We start from the raw sequence: 15,329 nt of genomic DNA, 5'->3' as shown, positions 1-15,329 counted from the left end.
ATCTTTTAAAATTTACCTGGCCTTTAATGATTTACTGGATAAGGGCCTTCTGAGAAGGATTCTGAATGATAGCCCTTTGCACCAATCATATCTGCCAGTTTACTTTTTATAGATTGCCCTTGTTTTAGTTTTTGTAACAAAGAACCAAAGTCGTGTTGTGGCTGCCAATGCAATTCTCTGCGTGCTTTTTCATTGACATATACCCTATCTATTTTTGGGAGGAATTGCCAGTTGTGCTGAGCGAAAATGTTCGTAGCTTCCGGATAAATTTGTTTTATTATTTGTGGTGCATGCTCTCTTAATACAGGAAGATCTGCTGTCGTAAAAGGCGTCGTTGCACTGATAATGTATTTCCCGAAACCAATCTCTGGCGCTTTGTGCATTGCAGCGATATGTGCGGATACTACATCTTCCACATCAACACGGCGGTACAGGTATTCGAGTGCTTTTAGATTATCATCTGCAAATGCATCGCGCATACCTTTATTATCATCCTGTTCCGGGAAGAAGCGGGAAGTACGCAGGATCAGAACAGGTAATTTTTGATTGCGGTGAAAGAGCTGGCAAAGATCTTCGGCAGCAGTTTTAGTAACGCCGTAGATGTTCTTGGGTTGAGGTGTTACATCTTCTGTAATCCATGCCGCTGGCTGACCAGGAGGTGGAATCAGAGCATCACCGAATACGCTGGTGGTACTGGTGAAGATGAATGCCTTTACCTTATTGGCAGTTGCCGCTTCCAGCAGTTGCAAGGTGCCGGTGATATTGGTGTCAATAAATTCCTGACGGGAGTGAGTGTCTACATGTGGTTTATGCAGGGTGGCAGTATGGAGTACGATATCTACGCCTTCCATACAGCGTTGTACAAAGGTGGCATTGGCAATATTGCCAACATGGGTGGTGAAAGAGGAAGGTTGTATATCGATGGCCACGATCTCATGTCCTTGCGGAGAGAGGGTTCTGACCAATGCTTCGCCTAGATGTCCGGTACTGCCAGTGATGAGTATTTTCATATAATCAATTGAGGATGTAAATTTACTTTGGGTAAACATTAATCGCGGGACATTTGTCCCAATTTACAATATGATCCAAACAAACCACGCATTATTACAATTATTCAATGACATTCTGCCTGCAGCGGGTGGTGCAATTACCATGAGACAATTTGATGCCGGACAACGGTTTATATTCCAGGAGCAGGAGATGCTGCAGGTATATATCATCCGCTCTGGTGTGGTCAAGCCCCTGATTACGGAAGAGAATGGCAAAGAGTACATACTTGAATTCCTGGGTGAAGGTGAAATGCTGGGTGAGGTAGAGGCGATTCGTGGTACAAAAACCGTTTGTAGCGTAGATGCCGTAACACCTGTGAGTCTGTATGCAATGGGAGTCGGGCAGTTCCATTATTTTTTACAGACCATTCCTGCTTTTAATAATCTGGTGATGCGGTTGCTGGCTACGCGGGTAGCGAATTCTTCTGTGAAGATGGCGAGACAACAACTATATACGATGGCAGCGCTATTGCCCCAATTGCAGAAAATGCTGGCTGCACAGCAGATTGCTTTTACAAAACAGGATCTGGCGGGGTATATGGGGATTAGTGTAAGGAGTTTGAACCGGATATTGAAGGAGAATGCAGGGTAAACTGGGCATTTGACGGGAGGTTAGTTGATCCTTTGTGATAAGGTAAGCAGATTCTTTGTAGTATGGTAATTTGATCTATTGTAATAATGTTAGCTGATCTATTGTAGTAAGGTAACCTTATTCTTTATAGTAAGGTAACCTGATCCATTGTAGTAAGGGGTAACCTTATTCTTTATAGCAGGGTAAGCTGATCCATTGTAGTAAGGTAATCTCCTCCTTTGTAGCAACACAACTTTAATTGATTGTACTATGTAACCTGATCCTTATAACAAAGTAATTTGAGCTTTAGAACAAAACAGCGTGACCCCTTCTCTCCCTACCTTTGATCTATCAAAATATCAATTATGAAAACGATAGATAAAATTTATATCAACGGGGCATTTGTGACTCCACATGGACAGGAAATGTTTGAGCTGATTAATCCAGCTACAAATGCGGTCATTGGTCAGGTAAGACTGGGTGATGAAACAGATACACAGCTGGCGATAGCAAGTGCAAAGGAAGCATTTAAGACGTTTTCTATTTCTTCGAGGGAGACTCGTATTAAATACCTGCAAAAATTACACGATGCGCTTGCTTTGCGTATTGATGATCTGACTGCTGCTACTATCCAGGAATACGGTGCGCCGGTATCCCGTGCCAGGGCAAGTACAGAGATGGCGCTGGCCGCTTTTTTGCATGCACAGGAGGTATTATTTGATTTTGAATTTGAGAGAAAGGTGGGTCGGTCAGTAGTGAGAATGGAGCCATTGGGTGTGGTAGGGATCATTACACCATGGAATGCAAATGCGAACTTCATTTGTGGAAAGCTGGCGACTGCAATATCTGCTGGTTGTACAGTGGTGATTAAACCAAGTGAAATGAGTGCATTGCAAACACAGGTGGTGCTGGAAGCATTTCATGAAGCGGGTTTGCCAGCAGGGATTTACAATGTGGTAAATGGACTGGGCAATATAGTAGGCGCTGAGTTGACACGCCATCCGGATGTGGCGAAGATCTCTTTTACCGGTTCAACAGCTGTGGGAAAGACGATCGCCAGAGGAGCAGTGGATACAATGAAGAGAGTGACGTTGGAATTGGGTGGTAAATCTCCTAATATCATACTTGATGATGCTGATTTTTCAAAGGCAATTCCGATGGCGGTGGCCGCAGGTTTTATGAATAGCGGACAGGCATGTATAGCGGGTACGAGATTGTTGGTGCCGGAGGCGCGTTTGGATGAAGTGAAGGCATTGTTGAAAGAGGAGGTGGCGAATGTGAAGGTGGGTGATCCTGCAGATGCCGGTACTGCCATCGGGCCTATGGTGAGTGTAAAGCAATATGAGCGGGTACAGTCTTATATTCAATTAGGTATAGAGCAGGGTGCTGAGGTATTAGCTGGTGGGCCAGGGCATCCGGAAGGATTGGAAGGTGGTAACTTTGTAAAGCCAACAGTGTTTACAAATGTAACGCCTGATATGCGGATAGCGAGGGAGGAAATCTTTGGACCGGTGATTTCAGTATTGACATATAAAACAGAGGAAGAGGCAATAGCGATGGCGAATGATACGACATATGGATTGGCGGCGTATGTGAGTAGTACGAATGAAGAGCGGGCGAGAAAGGTGGCGGAGCAGATAGTGGCAGGGAGAGTGATGGTGAATAGCTTGCAGCATGATCCGATGGCGCCGTTTGGTGGGTTTAAACAGTCAGGGATAGGGAGAGAATATGGTACCTTTGGATTGGAGGAGTATGTGGAGCCGAAGACGATTATTCGGGATTGAGAGATGTTGAATCCTTAAGCAAGGCTGACAGCTATGTTCAGAGAATGAACAGATCAGAACAATGCTTGAAATAATGAACAGGAATGACCGGCAGGAAGTGAAATTCCTGCCGAAATTTAATTGTAACTTATGTTAGAAAAGGATAGAATACTGGTGTCTTGTTACCATCACGTGAGTAGGGAGGGGGAGAATTTCATTGGAGAACATTCGTTAGGTTATGTAGTCGCGGGTACGCAGGAGGTGTATTTAGATGGAGTGCATTATGTGTTTAAAGAAGGTGATTTCAGGTTTTTTGCAAGAAATCAGCTGGCGAAGTTTGTAAAGATTCCACCAGTTGGAGGAGGTGATTTTAAGACAGTGGGGATTAGGATGGATCAGGAGTTGTTACATAGTTTAAGTCAGGAAACGGGCTTGAAAGCGGATGGCATTTTTCGTGGTGAGAAGAATTTCCATTTGCCAGAGCATCAGCTATTGACACATTATAGAGATTCATTGCAGCCTTATATAGATGGGGAGGGAGTGCATAATCCCATGTTGACAATGATGAAGGTGAAGGAGGCAGCAATGTTGTTATTGCAATTGAAGCCTGAGTTGAAGAATTTGTTGTTTGATTTTAGTGCGCCAGGGAAGATAGATCTGGAGGCGTATATGAATGAGCATTATAAATTTAATGTGGATATTAGCAGGTTTGCGTATTTGACAGGACGGAGTTTGGCGACGTTTAAGAGGGATTTTGAAAAGGTGTTTCATACTACACCGGGGAAGTGGTTGCAGCAGAAGCGATTGGAGGATGCGTATTATTTGATAAAGGAGAAAGGTTGGAAATCTTCTGATGTGTATTTGGAAGTTGGGTTTAAGGATTTGTCACATTTTTCGTTTGTGTTTAAGAAGATGTATGGGGTGGCGCCATCGAGGGTGAGTGCGTGAGTTGGATGAGGTATTCGAAGAAGGCGGGTAGTGAGGGTGAGGGAGAGTGCGTAAGTTTCGTGTATTTATGGATTATCAAAATGATATCGTTCCTTTTGAAGGGGCTGTTCTGGCCAATGCATTATTTATTAAAAAAGCTTAAATTTGATATAGAGGGAAAAGTATTAAAATTTCACAGTGAGTTATTCAATCGTGAGGTAACCATGGTTGTAAGTGAACGACTGAATAAGCTGAAAGGTAAAATACCTGTACCTAAAAAAAATGCAGGAAGTAAATAAAGCAATTGATATCCTGTCCAATAACGGTGCTTTGAGGAGATTCATGGCTATTTAGCAGTAAGAATTATAATATAATTTTATTAAGATTGTCCTCTTCAATAGAGGACTTTTCTATTTTTACCACATGGAAAAACAAAACTATCAAAACCACATCAGGTACTACCCACCTCATCACTTCGTATTCTACCCTGTCCTTTTAGTGGGTATAATATGCAGTATCTTCTTCGCCATTAAACATCCGGATGCATCATGGGAATGGATATTCATTACCCTCCTATTGTTCATTATCGGTTGGCTCGGCTTCATGCTCAGACAGCATTACGCCCTTACTACCCAGGATAGGATCGTCAGATTAGAAGTAAGGTTCAGATACTTCACTATCACCGGCCAGCGGTTTGAGCTATTAGAAAAGAATCTTTCCCTTGGTCAGATCTTAGCCCTAAGGTTCGCATCTGATGGAGAATTGCCTGACCTTGTAAAAAGAGCCATTGCGGAAAACCTCTCACCTGATCAGATTAAGCGTGCAGTTGTAGATTGGCAGGGTGATTATATGAGAGTATAACAAAGAATATTTGTACATTTCTCCCATGTTGGATCAAACATTCCTGCTCTATGGAGCAAATGGCTATACCGGAGAATTAATAGCACGCTACGCGGCAGCATTTGGTTTGCAACCTATATTGGCTGGTAGAAATAAACCGGCATTGGAGAAATTGGGGGCAGCGTTGAACTTGCCTGTCAGGGTATTTGCATTGGAGGATAAACCTGCTATGCAAAAGGCTTTGCAAGAGGTCGCTGTTGTTGTAAATGCTGCCGGACCGTACGACTTTACAGCGAAGCAACTCGTCGAAGCATGTATTACCGAAGGTCGGCATTACCTGGATTTGAATGGTGATGCGATTATTTATGACATGATCCGTACTTATGATAAGGCTGCCCGCGATAGTGGTGTGATGCTGCTGCCGGGTGCAGGTTATGATGTGGTACCGACCGACTGTCTTGCGCTATGGTTGAAACAACAAATGCCAGATGCGCGTTCATTGAAGATTGCATTTGCTATATTGAATAGTGCTTTATCAAGAGGAACAGCTATTAATACCGTGCTTAAATTGGGACTACCCGGTTTGTCAAGAATAGATGGAAAATTGGTGGAAGAACCTGTAGGGAAAAAAGGGATGTATGTGCAATTCCCCGGGGTGAAAAAGAAGTTGTTCACAATGAGTTTGCCATGGGGCGATTTGAGTACGGCTTATGTTTCCACAGGTATACCGAATATTGAGACGTATATTAATATAAACAAAGCGGCCTGGTTTTTCCTGAAAGGACAAGGTGCTTATAATTGGTTGCTGAAGACGCAACTTGTACGTGGCATTGCCAATGCGATTGTTAAAAGACAATCACCGGGGCCGGATCAGGTAATGCGGGATAAAACGAATGCGCTTATCTGGGCACAAGTGAGTAATGCGAAAGGAGATGTGCTTACTGCAAATATGGTGGTGCCTGAAGCTTATACATTGACTGCGTTGGCTGCGCTGTTGATTACAAAGAAAGTATTAAAAAAGGATTTTAAATCAGGATATCAAACACCCGCTACTGCCTATGGGGCGGAGTTGATTATGGAAATAGAAGGTGTAAAAAGAGAACTTATTGCATAAAACCCACATCATTTCAATAGTGAGTCGTACCGGGCCCTGCTACGCCTTCCCCTGTGAATGGCATTCGTATTGGTCATAGAATGGCATTTTGCCCATGCAATCAACCCGGTTGATCGGCATCGGTCATTAAGTTACATTTTTCAGTAACTTAGGGTTCGCACAATATGACCTACAACCATGAAACACATATCTATATTAATTCCCAGAGGTGCCGCGTCCCTGGGCTGTATTGAAGGCACACATAAAATGTTCTTTAACGTGAATCGCTTCCTGACCGACCGGGGAGAAGATCCTTTATTCACTATCCAACTGGTAGGCCTGACCCACGATGCTATGGTATATGATGGATTTTGTAAAGTAACCCCGGATCTGAGTATACAAGATGACTTTACTACTGACCTGATCATTATCCCTGCGGTAAACGGGGAAATGGACAAAGTCATTGCCGCCAACAGCGATTTCTTCCCCTGGATCAGGGCACAGTATGCAGGCGGAGCGGAAGTCGCCAGTCTATGTGTAGGCGCTTTTCTGCTGGCAGCCACTGGTTTGCTGGATGGTAAGAAGTGCAGTACCCACTGGCAGTCTGAGCACCTGTTCAGAAAAATGTTTCCTGATGTGGAAATGGTATCTGACAGGATTATCACCGATGAGAACGGGATTTATTCCAGCGGAGGGGCAAATTCTTTCTGGAATTTACTCCTGTACCTGGTAGAAAAATATACTGACCGGGAAATGGCGATCTTCTGCGCGAAGTTCTTTGCTATTGAAATTGACAGGTTTAGTCAGTCGCCGTTTATCATGTTCCGCGGACAGCGGGATCATCTGGATGATGATATTAAGCGGGCACAGGATTTTATTGAGCAAAACTTTCAGGAGCGGATCACGGTTGATCAATTGGCATCGCTTTGTACGATGGGGAGAAGGAGTTTTGAAAGGAGATTTAAGAAGGCAACCAGCAATACGGTTTCTGAATATATTCAACGGGTGAAGATAGAAGCTGCCAAAAAAGGGTTTGAAACCAGCCGTAAAAATATTAATGAGGTGATGTGTGAGGTGGGGTATGCGGATAATAAGGCGTTTAGAACTGTATTTAAGAGGAAGACGGGGTTATCGCCGGTGGAGTATCGGAATAAGTATAATAAGGAGGCGATTGCGGTGTGAGAGCGTCAGTAGCAGGATAAAGCAACGATTACAGTATAAAGCATGCAGTTGTTGGATAATGGCGGCGATTGCTGTATAAAGAAACGATTGTAATGTAAAGCAGGCAGTTGCAGGATAATGGCTATTGTAATATAAATATGCGGATGCAGTCGTAGTATAAAGTAAAAGGTTGTATCAATAATAAATAAACCTCCTGAGTATCACTTAAACGAATAGTTGATTCCATCAGGTATCTGAATGATGTTTCTATCAGACCTAAAAAAACGAGCGTGTATCAAAAATAAATAAACCTCCTCAGAAGTGCTTAAAGGACTACCTATCTCCATTAGGTATCCGAAAAAACGAGGCCGTATCATACTTAAGATACAGCCTCGTTTTTTTCGGTTCTTGATGGCGCAAGGAAGACCTTGATATAATGCTGGTTTTTGTTTTAGAAAACCAGATTCTAATTTTATTGCTTTACAGCCAGATTTTAATTGTTATTGTTTTACAACCAGTCCTTCGCCTGGCACCCATTTATCATATTCCATTTGTTTCGCTATCTGTATAGCCACATCATGTCCACGTAATTTCTCTACCAGGTGCAGCGCCCCATCTATACCAGCAGAAATTCCTGCGGTTGTTAATACATTTCCATCCTCTACAAAACGTTTATCAGCCAGTACTGTGCTGTTTGGCAATGCTTTTCGCAGGTTTTCAATGCTGTTGTGGAAAGTAGTCACTGTTTTATGATCCAGGATACCGGCTTTGCCAAGGATAAAGGCACCGGTGCATACGGACATAAAGTATTTGGTATTGGGAATCCGGGATTGAATCCATTTAATCACTTCAGGGTCATTGGCTGCTACATCATCATTGCCTCCAAAGGTGACAAAGATATCCGCAGGAGGGGCATTTTCGATACTGTAGGTAGGTAATACCTTGAGTACACCCTGGGCATGAAGCGGGTCAGTCGTCTTGGATACGATATAGATATTGCAGCCTGCATAGGAAAATACTTCCAGTGGGCCTGCAAAGTCCAGGACTTCAATGCCGTCGTAGAGGTAGAAGCAGACGTTTAGTTTCTTGATTTCATCTCCTTTTTTAATCAGCTTCATGCCACAGTGGGGGCATTTGCCGGGTTGGGTGAAGGTGAGGGTGTCACAGCTGGGGCCATTGCAGGGTGGGCAAATATAGGTTTGTGCGCTGGCAAAGGCGGTCAACATGGTAAAAAGCACGATTGAAATGATCCGTTTCATAATGGCGGTAAGTTTATGGGACAAAGGTAGGAGGTGAAAAAAGGAGGAAGAAGGACAAGGAAGGAAAGAATCGGGACATCTTTAAAAGCCATCTTTACGTTTCATCTTAACAAGCCAACTTAACAGCTCACCTTAACAACCCACCTAACAACTCATCTTAACAGCTCACCTAACAACTCATCTTAACAACTCACTTTAACAGCTCACCTTAACAGCTCACCTTAACAACCCACCTTAACAACTCACTTTAACGACCCACTTTAACAACTCACTTTAACGACCACCTTAACAACCTCATTACACCTTGGACGGCAACGCTCCCGTATGTTTTTTCACCATCGTCCTCAACTGCACCACACTTTTAAACCCACATTGCTGCGCCACAATCGTAACCTTGTTTTTCTCCTTTAACAAATTAACCGCTTTCTCCACCCTCAGTTTATCAATATACTGCCCAATAGTAATCCCGGTTGCAGCTTTAAACATCCTGGTCAGATTCCGTGAACCAGTGTGCACCTGCGCCGCTAAAGTATCAAGAGATAGCTTCTGGTCAAGATGATGAATGATAAAATCCTGTACCTGATGAATATGATTATTAATATGCCGGCGATATTGCAGATAAACGCTTTGCTGGGAATCGTCGCCATCACGGCGAATATACACCACCAGCTCAGCAGCCAGTTGCCAGGCAAAAGCCGGACCATGGCGTTCTTCAATAATAAATAGCGCCAGGTCGATACCTGTGGTAATGCCGGCACTGGTGTAGATATTACCACTTTTTACAAAGAGGCGGTTAGTGAAAACCTTTGTATCCGGATATTCCTCCTGCAGGCGTTGGGTATATTTCCAGTGGGTCGTACAGCCATGTCCATTTAGAATACCGGCGGCAGCCAGGGCAAAGGAACCTGTACATACTGAGCAAAGGGTGGCACCAGCGTGAGCAATGTGGATCAACCAATCACTGAGTGCATGATTGTCCGCCTGCAACTGAAACCCGGGAATAAAAATGATGTCATCCTGCCGGATCGTAATATCATTAATGTGTTGGAGCTGGCCAATCATCAAACCGGAAGAGCAGGCTTTTTCCGGTTGATCGGAGAGATAAATAATTTCATAGGGATGCCCATATTCTGCTGCCTCGTAGAACACCTGTACAGGTCCGGCGAGATCGAGAATGTGCGTTTGACTGGCTATGAAAAATATGACCCTGTTGACCATCAGGGTAAAGGTAGCCGATTTTTGTTATAACTTAGAGTTATGAAAACTTTATATCCCTATTTGCTGGCGGCCATGGTGCTGATGATCGCCTGTAAAAAAACAAGATATTATTCGAGATCACAGATTGTTCCCAATATGCTGACGCCGGTGGATGTGAGTAAGAATATCGCGTTTTCGGCAAGTTTTACATTGGCATGGAATGAGATGAGGAAACAGGTAGGTGCGCCAATTAATAATAAGGCGAAGGCGGTGAAGTGGATGAATGATAGTCCGTTATCAGAGGATCTGTTAGGTCCTAAGGAGTATAAAAAGGATGTGAGGATAGATGGGGCGCAAATTACTTTACTGGTTAATTTTCAAAAGGATTTAGGGTTTGAAGTGCCGATGCAACCACTGCATCAGCCATTTACTTTTAATGGTAAGCCAGTGAAAGCATTTGGTATGATAGATTATGATCCGGAAATCATTGGAGAAGCGCACCTTATTTATTATAGAGATGAAGATCATTTTGTCATGAACTTAGATTCAAAGGATAAGTCTTCAGATATGATATTGGCCAAGGGATTTAATAAGGGTGCTAACCTACATGTCATCCTGCAGCAAGTCCAGGGCGCCATCAGAAAGGGAACGACGATTACGGAGTATGCTTCATTGCAGATACCGGTACTGAAATTTATGGAGGAAGAGCACTTTAAGGAACTGGAAGGAATTGATTTTAAGGCAAAAGGACAGAGCTATAAAATAAAAACCGCCCGTCAGAAGACCTCATTTACATTGGATCAGGAAGGCGCGAAAGTAGTGGATGCTGCAGAATTGGCAGTAGCTGCGGCTACATTGGATTCAGGAGAAGTGAAGCGTCCACCCAATCTTATTTTTGATAAGCCATTTGTTGTGTTGTTGCAAAAGAAGAAATCCGCATTCCCTTATTTTATGTTGAAAGTGGAAAATGATGAAATCATGGATGCCAATAATGAAGAATAAGTTTACTTCAATAAATTAAGGATGTAAGCTTTATGATGGTGGATGGCAATGAAGCAGGCTAAGCTTACTTCAATAAATTAAGGATGTAAACTTTATGATGGTGGATGGCAATGAAGCAGGCTAAGCTTACTTCAATAAATTAAGGATGTAAATTTTATGATGGTGGATGGCAATGAAGCAGACTAAGTTTACTTCAATAAATTAAGGATGTAACCTTTATGATAGTGGATGCTAATAAAGCAGGCTAAGCTTAAGTCAATAAATTAAAGGATACAAAAATAATGGTGATGCTGATGCACACCAGTGCGGCAAGAAAGATATAATCAGCTGCCGTCTCCAATTTTTCACTCCACTGTGGCCTGGAAGAACGCAGGGATAGGAAGGAAAACAAACAGCTGGCCATCAGCAATATAGCCGCTATACCTGTTACATCATCAATCACAGTAACGTGATTGAACCGCGCTACCTTGATAGATGTCAATACGATCAGGCAAAAGCCTAACAAATTCGTAGAGGTATTTAGTATATGTGGTGATTTCCGATCCTTAGTCATAACAGTAAATTACGACAAAATTAAGGGTATTGATAATCAATGCCCCCTATGTGGATTTTGTTTTCATAGATATTCTTTATATATTTGCACCATGTTTACTCATAACTCATATCGTACAGTAATAAGGGCAGTAATTGCCAGTACTTGTATCGTCTTTATTTAAGACGGGGAGGCAGCCTTGCACCCGGATATGTTGTATCATCTACTACACACTCCCACAATCGCTTTTATTGTTTTTCAAGTAAGCCTTGTCTCCCCCGTGAGTCAAATTAATCTTTTAGCAATTATATTATTTTACAGCATGATGCTCCTGACAATTAAATTATTGATTATCGTAATTACCAGACTAGTCCGGTAACAGGGAATGCATTTGCACATAGCAAGCGCCTCTCGTTACCAAACGGGAGGCGCTTTTTTTTAACATTTATTTTATGAAACGTTTATCTCAATATAGGAATATAGGAATCATGGCCCATGTCGATGCCGGTAAAACTACCGTCACTGAACGTATGTTGTACTACACGGGTTTGACGCATAAATTAGGTAGTGTCGATGAAGGGAATACTGTCATGGATAGTGATCCGCAGGAAGAAAAACGTGGTATCACGATATCTTCTGCTGCCATTACTACTTATTGGCAAGATCATCAGATTAATCTGATCGATACCCCCGGTCACATTGACTTTACGGCGGAAGTAGAACGTTCACTGCGCGTGTTGGATGGTGGTGTCGTGGTGTTCTGTGCGAAGTCCGGTGTACAACCACAATCTGAAACGGTGTGGAGACAAGCGGATAAGTATGGAGTGCCGAGAATTGTGCTCATCAATAAGATGGATAGACAGGGTGCGGACTTCCAGCATGTAGTCCGGGAGATTAGAAATATGTTGCAGGCGAATGTGGTGCCGGTGCAGATACCGATTGGTGCAGAGGATAATTTCTCTGGTGTGATTGATCTGATCACTATGGAGGCATATGTGTGGAATAGTGATGATGGTAAACAATTTGTGGTTACTGAGATACCTGCTACTTTGCAACAGGCTGCTTTGCAGGCAAGGCAAACATTGCTGGAAGAGTTGTCATTGGTTGATGAGCATATCTTTGAAAAGTACACAGATGATCCGGCTAGTGTAACGAATGAGGATTTAGTTACTGCTGTCAGAAAGGCTACGCTGAGTCGTGTGTTGATACCTGTGCTGGCAGCGGCGGCGTATCGGAATAAGGGTGTACAGCCTTTGCTGGATGCGGTGGTGCGTTATTTGCCTTCTCCTGTGGACGTCGAAAGCCCATTGGCTGAAGAAGGTGAAGGTCGATCTTCTGTGGGAAGTGAAAGTTCGTTTTCAGCAGAACGCGAAGGTCAATCTCTTGCGGGAAGTGAAAGTCCGTTGGCAGCAAAAAGTGAACGTCTTTCTCCTACTATAATCGAAAGCCCGTTGGCAGCGTTAGCATTCAAGATCATGGCAGATGAGTATGCCGGCAAGTTGACTTTGGTGAGAGTGTATACTGGTGCGTTGCGTACTGGTGACATGGTGTGGAATAGTCGTACGAATAAGAAAGTACGTGTCAGCAGATTGCTGCGTATTATGTCTGACAAGTTTGAAGCCGTGGAAGAAATTGGTGCTGGTGATATTGGTGCGGTAGTAGGTTTGAAAGAAGTGCGTACGGGTGATACGCTGTCTGATCCTGCGCATCCTGTTTCTTTGGAAAGCATTCATTTCCCTGAGCCAATGATTGGTTATGCGGTGGAAGCGAAACTGGCGAAAGATGCGAACAGGTTGGGTGAGGTGCTGGCAAGATTGGTGGATGAAGATCCTACATTGCAGGTAAGTGTGGATGCGGCTTCCGGACAGACGATCCTGAAAGGTATGGGTGAGTTGCACCTGGAAGTTGTACTTGAAAAGATAGCGACGAATTATCAGTTGGAAGTGAGTAAGGGTCAACCGCAGATTGCTTATAAGGAGGTGTTTACATCTTCTGTTATCCACAAGGAAGTGTATAAGAAGCAGAATGGTGGTAGTGGTAGTTTTGCGGTGATTCAGTTTGAACTGGGACCTCGTGCGGATGGGTTAGCTGGTTTGGAGTTTGTGAATGAGATTAAGGGTGGTGCAATTCCCAGAGAATATATTCCTGCTGTGCAGAAAGGTTTTGAAGAGGCAATGAAGACGGGTGTATTGGCTGGGTATCCGATGCAGTCTATGAGAGTGCGGTTGTTGGATGGTGTGATACATGATAATGATTCTCATGCGCTGGATTTTGAACATGCTGCGATTATTGGTTTTAAGAGTGTGGCGGCGCAGGCAAGGCCAAGGTTGTTGGAGCCAGTGATGAGTGTGGAGGTGACTACGCCTGAAGAATATACAGGTGTGGTGACGGGGGATATGAATAGAAGACGTGGTATGATAAGGAATATGGAAATGAGAGGGAATGCGCAGGTGATTACTGCAGATGTGCCGTTGGCAGAGTTGTTTGGGTATGTGGATACGTTGAGATCGTTGTGTGCGGGAAGGGCTGCTGTGTCGATTACGTTTGAAGGGTATGAGCAGGCGCCGGCTAGTGTGGTGGTGTGATGGAATATCGTTCCAGATTATGTAAAATCCCGATAAATCAGGAGGTCAGCCGAATCTTTTTGGCTGGCCTCTTGTATATTGAATATGAGCGTATTATATTTGTCTTCCTAGCTATCCAACTTTTATTAGCATGATTGTTGTTTAATGTCAGCCAAATATATGCATTCTATGAAACGGTATCTCTATGCGCTATTACCTCTATTGTATATACTTCCAGCCTGCCAACCGCATAAACAACCCATTGTTCATAATGATAGCACTGTTACAGATACTATGGTAGCTGCAGATACTGCAGAGACTTATCCTGCTGTTGCACGTGCTGCATTTAATATGAGCAAGGTACCAAAGACGAATTTAGATTTGGGGGATTTCCCTTTTTTCCCTGCGCCGAAGGGGTATCAGTATAGGAATGTGAAGTTGAAAGATAGAGGTGAGGAATATTTTCTCGCTGATGGGAAATTGATGCCGGTGGAAGGGAAGACGTTTAAGGCGGAGTTGGTGAGGGAGGAAAGTAAACCGGCAATGTTTAGTATTTCGAAGGTGGAGAAGAGTTATGATAAGATGATAACGAGTGTGGGAGGTGTGAAAGTAAGTACCGATATACCAACAAAGGCGGAGATGGAGAGAGTGGGTGATGATGAGATTTATGATAAGGAGAGAGGATTTACTGTGGGGTTCGGGGGGATTGAGTTGAATACGTATGTGTTGAGGAATAGAGGTGCAGAGGTGTGGGTACAGTTGAGTATGAATAATGTGTATGGGGCGATTTGTATTATACAGAAAGGGGAATTTGTGAAGGGGATGAAAGAGGGGGATGTGAGGAGGGATTTGTCGGAGACGAGTAGGATTGAGTATAATGATTTGATGGTGGATAGTGAGGGGGTGGTACCGGAGGTGGATACGCTGTTACAACAATAGATGGGGGGATTGAGAAGATAGGGGAGTCATGGTTTGGTTGATAGAAGTTAGTGTGTTAAATGGTTAGGTTGATTGAGGTGTGTATTGAATGTTTCGATTGATAGAAATTAGCGCAGTAAGTCGTTTGATTAAGATGCGTATTCAATGTTTTGATTGATACAAGAACGTATAAAATAGTTTTCTTTATAGAAGAGCGCATTTGCACGAAAGCAAATGCGCTCTTTTTAATATGGGTAAGTTAATATTACTTTCCCATTTGGTAATATGAACTTACCCGGAGTGATTTTGCCAGTCCAGAAATTAATAAACCCAAGTTCTACTTTTATCTGCTGGTCTTCAGGAATACCAAAGAACATGGTTCCTTCATTAGGTTTAGATTCAGGTTGCAGTTTAAAATCTGAAATCCTTCTTTCACTTTTTTTATTCATTTTG

14 protein-coding genes are annotated in these 15,329 nt (G+C 43.2%); 9 read left to right on the top strand and 5 right to left on the bottom strand.

The features are described 5' to 3' along the window. Nucleotides 1–23: 23 nt before the first annotated feature. Complete coding sequence (locus BW716_RS25350) at nucleotides 24–1,010, bottom strand: NAD(P)-dependent oxidoreductase (protein WP_083727402.1); 987 nt, start codon at nucleotides 1,008–1,010, stop codon at nucleotides 24–26. A gap of 70 nt (nucleotides 1,011–1,080) precedes the next feature. Between BW716_RS25350 and BW716_RS25345 the strand changes: the two genes are divergently transcribed. The 6 genes from BW716_RS25345 (at nucleotide 1,081) to BW716_RS25315 (ending at nucleotide 7,425) form a co-directional block, all read left to right on the top strand. Further along, nucleotides 1,081–1,641 carry a Crp/Fnr family transcriptional regulator gene (locus tag BW716_RS25345; protein WP_083727337.1) on the top strand — a complete coding sequence of 187 codons (561 nt, stop codon included), beginning with the start codon at nucleotides 1,081–1,083 and terminating at the stop codon, nucleotides 1,639–1,641. Between the two features lie 344 nt (nucleotides 1,642–1,985). Continuing rightward, on the top strand, nucleotides 1,986–3,404 hold the full coding sequence (locus BW716_RS25340) for an aldehyde dehydrogenase family protein (protein WP_083727335.1): 1,419 nt from the start codon (nucleotides 1,986–1,988) through the stop codon (nucleotides 3,402–3,404). Between the two features lie 129 nt (nucleotides 3,405–3,533). Next, entirely contained in the window at nucleotides 3,534–4,331 is a 798-nt protein-coding gene (locus tag BW716_RS25335; protein ID WP_083727333.1) for an AraC family transcriptional regulator, read from the top strand. Nucleotides 4,332–4,733: 402 nt separating this feature from the next. Beyond that, nucleotides 4,734–5,171, top strand: coding sequence for a DUF6526 family protein (locus tag BW716_RS25325; protein ID WP_083727329.1), 438 nt, complete (start codon nucleotides 4,734–4,736; stop codon nucleotides 5,169–5,171). A 25-nt stretch (nucleotides 5,172–5,196) separates the two neighbouring features. Continuing rightward, nucleotides 5,197–6,264 carry a trans-acting enoyl reductase family protein gene (locus BW716_RS25320; RefSeq protein WP_083727327.1) on the top strand — a complete coding sequence of 356 codons (1,068 nt, stop codon included), beginning with the start codon at nucleotides 5,197–5,199 and terminating at the stop codon, nucleotides 6,262–6,264. A 177-nt stretch (nucleotides 6,265–6,441) separates the two neighbouring features. Next, entirely contained in the window at nucleotides 6,442–7,425 is a 984-nt protein-coding gene (locus BW716_RS25315) for a GlxA family transcriptional regulator (protein ID WP_083727325.1), read from the top strand. A 479-nt stretch (nucleotides 7,426–7,904) separates the two neighbouring features. Here the strand turns inward: BW716_RS25315 and BW716_RS25310 are convergent, their stop codons facing one another. Both BW716_RS25310 and BW716_RS25305 read right to left on the bottom strand, forming a co-directional pair. Then, nucleotides 7,905–8,663, bottom strand: a complete 759-nt coding sequence (locus BW716_RS25310; RefSeq protein WP_083727323.1) for a DJ-1/PfpI family protein — start codon at nucleotides 8,661–8,663, stop codon at nucleotides 7,905–7,907. Nucleotides 8,664–8,960: 297 nt separating this feature from the next. Continuing rightward, complete coding sequence (locus BW716_RS25305; protein WP_083727321.1) at nucleotides 8,961–9,881, bottom strand: GlxA family transcriptional regulator; 921 nt, start codon at nucleotides 9,879–9,881, stop codon at nucleotides 8,961–8,963. A 39-nt stretch (nucleotides 9,882–9,920) separates the two neighbouring features. Here BW716_RS25305 and BW716_RS25300 point away from each other — a divergent pair, with 39 nt between their 5' ends. Then, nucleotides 9,921–10,862: a serpin family protein gene (locus BW716_RS25300; protein WP_083727319.1), complete on the top strand. Its 942-nt coding sequence runs from the start codon at nucleotides 9,921–9,923 to the stop codon at nucleotides 10,860–10,862. A 250-nt stretch (nucleotides 10,863–11,112) separates the two neighbouring features. Here the strand turns inward: BW716_RS25300 and BW716_RS25295 are convergent, their stop codons facing one another. After that, nucleotides 11,113–11,415 (bottom strand): hypothetical protein, encoded by a 303-nt coding sequence (locus tag BW716_RS25295; protein WP_083727317.1) that lies wholly within the window; start codon nucleotides 11,413–11,415, stop codon nucleotides 11,113–11,115. Nucleotides 11,416–11,846: 431 nt separating this feature from the next. Between BW716_RS25295 and BW716_RS25290 the strand changes: the two genes are divergently transcribed. Both BW716_RS25290 and BW716_RS25285 read left to right on the top strand, forming a co-directional pair. Further along, nucleotides 11,847–13,979 (top strand): translation factor GTPase family protein, encoded by a 2,133-nt coding sequence (locus BW716_RS25290; protein WP_083727315.1) that lies wholly within the window; start codon nucleotides 11,847–11,849, stop codon nucleotides 13,977–13,979. Between the two features lie 168 nt (nucleotides 13,980–14,147). Further along, complete coding sequence (locus tag BW716_RS25285; protein ID WP_143709026.1) at nucleotides 14,148–14,897, top strand: hypothetical protein; 750 nt, start codon at nucleotides 14,148–14,150, stop codon at nucleotides 14,895–14,897. 224 nt (nucleotides 14,898–15,121) lie between these two features. On the opposite strand, the gene BW716_RS25280 is transcribed toward BW716_RS25285, so the two are convergent. Beyond that, nucleotides 15,122–15,325: a hypothetical protein gene (locus BW716_RS25280; protein ID WP_083727311.1), complete on the bottom strand. Its 204-nt coding sequence runs from the start codon at nucleotides 15,323–15,325 to the stop codon at nucleotides 15,122–15,124. Nucleotides 15,326–15,329: the final 4 nt, after the last annotated feature.

The organism is [Flexibacter] sp. ATCC 35208, from assembly GCF_001975825.1.
Classification (GTDB): domain Bacteria; phylum Bacteroidota; class Bacteroidia; order Chitinophagales; family Chitinophagaceae; genus Chitinophaga.
The sequence above is the reverse complement of the archived record's forward strand: the minus strand, read 5'-3'. Positions and strand labels throughout refer to the sequence as shown.

Bases quoted from the DNA above. Each gene is read 5' to 3' on its own strand.
- BW716_RS25295 (WP_083727317.1), bottom strand. From the start codon at position 11,415: ATGACTAAGGATCGGAAATCACCACATATACTAAATACCTCTACGAAT.
- BW716_RS25310 (WP_083727323.1), bottom strand. From the start codon at position 8,663: ATGAAACGGATCATTTCAATCGTGCTTTTTACCATGTTGACCGCCTTT.
- BW716_RS25280 (WP_083727311.1), bottom strand. From the start codon at position 15,325: ATGAATAAAAAAAGTGAAAGAAGGATTTCAGATTTTAAACTGCAACCT.
- BW716_RS25325 (WP_083727329.1), top strand. From the start codon at position 4,734: ATGGAAAAACAAAACTATCAAAACCACATCAGGTACTACCCACCTCAT.
- BW716_RS25340 (WP_083727335.1), top strand. From the start codon at position 1,986: ATGAAAACGATAGATAAAATTTATATCAACGGGGCATTTGTGACTCCA.
- BW716_RS25290 (WP_083727315.1), top strand. From the start codon at position 11,847: ATGAAACGTTTATCTCAATATAGGAATATAGGAATCATGGCCCATGTC.
- BW716_RS25350 (WP_083727402.1), bottom strand. From the start codon at position 1,010: ATGAAAATACTCATCACTGGCAGTACCGGACATCTAGGCGAAGCATTG.
- BW716_RS25315 (WP_083727325.1), top strand. From the start codon at position 6,442: ATGAAACACATATCTATATTAATTCCCAGAGGTGCCGCGTCCCTGGGC.
- BW716_RS25305 (WP_083727321.1), bottom strand. From the start codon at position 9,881: ATGGTCAACAGGGTCATATTTTTCATAGCCAGTCAAACGCACATTCTC.
- BW716_RS25300 (WP_083727319.1), top strand. From the start codon at position 9,921: ATGAAAACTTTATATCCCTATTTGCTGGCGGCCATGGTGCTGATGATC.
- BW716_RS25335 (WP_083727333.1), top strand. From the start codon at position 3,534: ATGTTAGAAAAGGATAGAATACTGGTGTCTTGTTACCATCACGTGAGT.
- BW716_RS25345 (WP_083727337.1), top strand. From the start codon at position 1,081: ATGATCCAAACAAACCACGCATTATTACAATTATTCAATGACATTCTG.
- BW716_RS25320 (WP_083727327.1), top strand. From the start codon at position 5,197: ATGTTGGATCAAACATTCCTGCTCTATGGAGCAAATGGCTATACCGGA.
- BW716_RS25285 (WP_143709026.1), top strand. From the start codon at position 14,148: ATGAAACGGTATCTCTATGCGCTATTACCTCTATTGTATATACTTCCA.